This is a genomic window from Bradyrhizobium sp. (assembly GCF_049798375.1).
Taxonomy (GTDB): Bacteria; Pseudomonadota; Alphaproteobacteria; order Rhizobiales; family Xanthobacteraceae; genus Bradyrhizobium.
In genome coordinates, this window is the sequence record NZ_JBARGP010000676.1 from 1 (window position 1) to 3,419 (window position 3,419).

Annotated in this window: 4 protein-coding genes; 3 read left to right on the plus strand and 1 reads right to left on the minus strand. The window is 65.1% G+C overall.

The genetic code is table 11. The features are described 5' to 3' along the window. Window positions 1-672, minus strand: a 672-nt coding sequence (mutM, locus tag WA702_RS26305; protein WP_425113466.1) for a bifunctional DNA-formamidopyrimidine glycosylase/DNA-(apurinic or apyrimidinic site) lyase, incomplete at its 3' end; no start/stop codon positions are given. 92 nt (window positions 673-764) lie between these two features. On the opposite strand from mutM, the gene ubiE reads away from it, so the two are divergent. The 3 genes from ubiE to WA702_RS26320 all read left to right on the plus strand — a co-directional run. Then, on the plus strand, window positions 765-1,526 hold the full coding sequence (ubiE, locus tag WA702_RS26310) for a bifunctional demethylmenaquinone methyltransferase/2-methoxy-6-polyprenyl-1,4-benzoquinol methylase UbiE (RefSeq protein WP_425113467.1): 762 nt from the start codon (window positions 765-767) through the stop codon (window positions 1,524-1,526). Beyond that, entirely contained in the window at window positions 1,523-3,097 is a 1,575-nt protein-coding gene (gene ubiB / locus WA702_RS26315; protein ID WP_425113468.1) for a 2-polyprenylphenol 6-hydroxylase, read from the plus strand. Before ubiE ends, ubiB begins: the two co-directional genes overlap by 4 nt. Before the next feature lie 53 nt (window positions 3,098-3,150). Next, a partial coding sequence (locus WA702_RS26320; RefSeq protein ID WP_425113469.1) for a FitA-like ribbon-helix-helix domain-containing protein occupies window positions 3,151-3,419 on the plus strand: 269 nt, incomplete at its 3' end.

The window sequence follows — 3,419 nt, forward strand, 5'->3', positions numbered from 1 at the left end:
GATGGCGCTGACCAGCCGCCGCGCATGATCGGTGGGCTCGGCCTTTTTGGTCGCGAGCGTGGCGGCCAGTCGTCGCGGCGACAATTGCGCCCGGAACAGCGCTTCGCAGACATAGATGTTGCCGAGTCCGGCGACCACACGCTGGTCGAGCAGCGCGGCCTTGAGGCTGGTCTTCTTGTTGGCGCAGGAACGCGCCAGCATGGCGGCATCGAATGCGTTGCCGAGCGGCTCGGGACCGAGCCCCTGCAGCAGCGGTTCATCCTCGATCGCGGTGCGGGCGATCACCTTCATGTAACCGAAGCGGCGCGGATCGTTGAAAACCACGGCCGCGCCCGAGGACATGTGAAACACCACATGGTCGTGGGCACGATCCTCGTTGCGCGGATGATGGAAGGCGCCCGGCGTGGTTTGGACTTGATCGGAAACCACGCGGAACGAGCCGGACATGCCGAGATGCATCAACAGCACGTCGCCGGAGCCGAGATCGGCCATCAGATATTTGGCGCGGCGGCCAAGCCCGGTGACGGTCTGCCCCGTTAGCCGCGCCACGAAATCCTTCTGGAATGGGAACCGGAGATCCTTGCGCCGCGCCTCAGCGGCGAGGATCCTGGCCCCTTCCATCGCCGGCTGCAGGCCGCGACGGACGGTTTCGACTTCGGGCAGCTCAGGCAATCATTCCACCATCGTAACCATTCACCTTATGGGGGCGACGTGATAGCGCCTTCTCATGGGCCGCGCTATGGTCCCGTATCGGAGTAAGGGTAATGGATCGGCCGGACCAGACCACGCATTTCGGCTTCAGGGACGTGCCCCTGGACGACAAGCAGACGCTGGTGAATGACGTGTTTCACAGCGTCGCCTCGCGCTATGACTTGATGAACGACCTGATGTCGGGCGGGCTGCACCGCGTCTGGAAGGACATCATGGTCAATACCCTCAATCCACCGAAGAGCGACGCACCGTTTGCGCTGCTGGATGTCGCGGGCGGCACCGGCGACATCTCCTTCCGCGCCGCCAGGAAAGCCGGCGCGGGTTTCCAGGCCACCGTCTGCGACATCAATGGCGACATGCTGGAGGTCGGCCGCCAGCGCGCCATCAAGCAATATCTGGATGACAGGGTCAGCTTCGTCGAGGGCAATGCCGAGGCGCTGGCTTTCCCCGACCGCTCGTTCGACGGCTATACGATCGCCTTCGGCATCCGCAACGTGCCGCGCATCGATCTCGCGCTGTCAGAGGCGCACCGCGTGCTCAAGCATGGCGGCCGCTTTCTCTGCCTGGAGTTCTCGACCGTCGAGGTGCCCGGGCTCGACAAGCTTTATGACATGTTCTCGTTCAACGTGATCCCGCAGATCGGCCGCGCCGTGACAGGCGACGCCGAATCCTACCGGTATCTGGTCGAATCCATCCGCAAGTTTCCACGTCCCAATGCGTTCGCCGAGATGATCCGCGCCGCGGGCTTCGCCCGCGTGTCCCATCAGATCCTCTCCGGCGGCATCGTCGCACTGCATTCCGGCTGGCGTCTGTGATTTCTGCGCTCACCCATATCCTGCGGCTCACCCGGGCCGCCTTCGTGTTCGCGCGCGAGGGCGTGTTCGGCGCCGTCGATCTGGCGCTGGTGCCGCCTTCGGGGCAGATTCCGCTCAAACTGGCGCGCCTGATCGAACGCCCCGGCGCCAAGTCCGGACGCCGACTGTCGCGGGCGCTGGAGCGGATGGGTCCGGCCTATCTGAAGCTCGGGCAATTCCTGGCGACGCGCCCTGACGTTGTCGGCGTCGTTATGGCGCGCGATCTGGAATCGCTGCAGGACCGGTTGCCACCGTTCGCGCAAGCCGAGGCGGAGGCCGCGATCGCGGCTGCGCTGGAGCGGCCGATCAATCAGATCTTCACCCATCTGGGACCTGCCGTGGCCGCGGCCTCGATCGCGCAGGTGCATCGCGGCGAGGTCGAGCGCGACGGCATCCGCCATCCGGTCGCGGTCAAGGTGCTCCGGCCGAACGTCGCCACCCGCTTCAAGCGCGACCTCGCCGATTTCTTCTTCGTCGCCGAGAACGCGGAAGCGCATTCCTCTGAGGCCCGCCGGCTGCGGCTGATCGAAGTCATCAACACGATGTCGCGCTCGGTCGCCATGGAGATGGATCTGCGGCTGGAAGCGGCCGCGCTCTCCGAGATGGCCGAGAACACCCAGAACGATCCGGATTTCCGTACGCCGACGGTGGATTGGGACCGCACCGCGCACAACGTGCTGACGATGGAGTGGATCGACGGTATCGCGCTGAACGACCGCGCGCGGCTGGAAGCCGAAGGCGTCGACCTGCCCGATCTCGGCCGCAAGGTGATCCAGAGCTTCCTGCGGCATGCGCTGCGCGACGGCTTTTTCCATGCCGACATGCATCCCGGCAACCTCTTCCTCGACAAGCAGGGACGGCTGGTCGCGGTCGATTTCGGCATCATGGGCCGGCTCGGGATGAAGGAGCGGCGCTTCCTGGCGGAAATCCTGCTCGGCTTCATCACCCGCGACTATCGCCGCGTCGCCGAGGTGCATTTCGAGGCCGGCTACGTGCCGGGCCATCACTCGGTGGAGAATTTCGCGCAAGCCATCCGCGCCATCGGCGAGCCGATCCATAACCGCACCGCCGAGGAAATTTCGATGGCGCGGCTGCTCACGCTGCTGCTCGAGGTCACCGGCCTGTTCGACATGCGCACCCGCCCCGAACTGATCCTGCTGCAGAAGACCATGGTGGTGGTCGAAGGCGTGGCGCGCGGCTTCGACCCCAAGCTCGACATCTGGAAGACGGCCGACCCCGTGGTGCGCGAATGGATCGAGCGCAATCTCGGCCCCATCGGCCGCATCCACGGCGCGTTGTCAGGCGCGGGCGAGCTCGGCCATTTGCTCTCGAAGCTGCCAGAGATCGCCAACCGTGCCGTGACCGTGCTGGAACAGATGGAGGACATGACCCGGGAGGGTCACCTGCTGTCGCCTGATACGATCGAGGCGCTGGGTCGCAAGGAGGCCAAGAAAGCGCGGGTGAGCACGATCGCGCTCGTGATCATCGCTGCCTGCTCGATCGGAATTCTGATTGAGTTGGCTCGCTTCTGATTGCATTGCAATCATACGAATGATAGCATTGCCATCATTGCTGGATTGACGCCATGGCAAGCCTGACCATCCGGAAGCTCGACGAAGCCGTCAAAGCCTATCTCCGCCTCCGCTCAGCCAGCAAAGGTCGCTCGGTCGAGGAGGAGGTCCGGGTGATCCTGGGAGAGCTGATCCAGGACCAGGACCAGATCCGAGACCAGACCCGAGGCCAGGCAGAGCCTGCCCCTGCGCTACCCACCGTGCAAGCCCCGGCGCGCGCCGCCCGGCCAGCCAACGCGACCGGCGAGGCGCGCGTCACCCTGATCATCGGCGGCGGCATTGC

Bases quoted from the DNA above. Each gene is read 5' to 3' on its own strand.
- ubiE (WP_425113467.1), top strand. From the start codon at position 765: ATGGATCGGCCGGACCAGACCACGCATTTCGGCTTCAGGGACGTGCCC.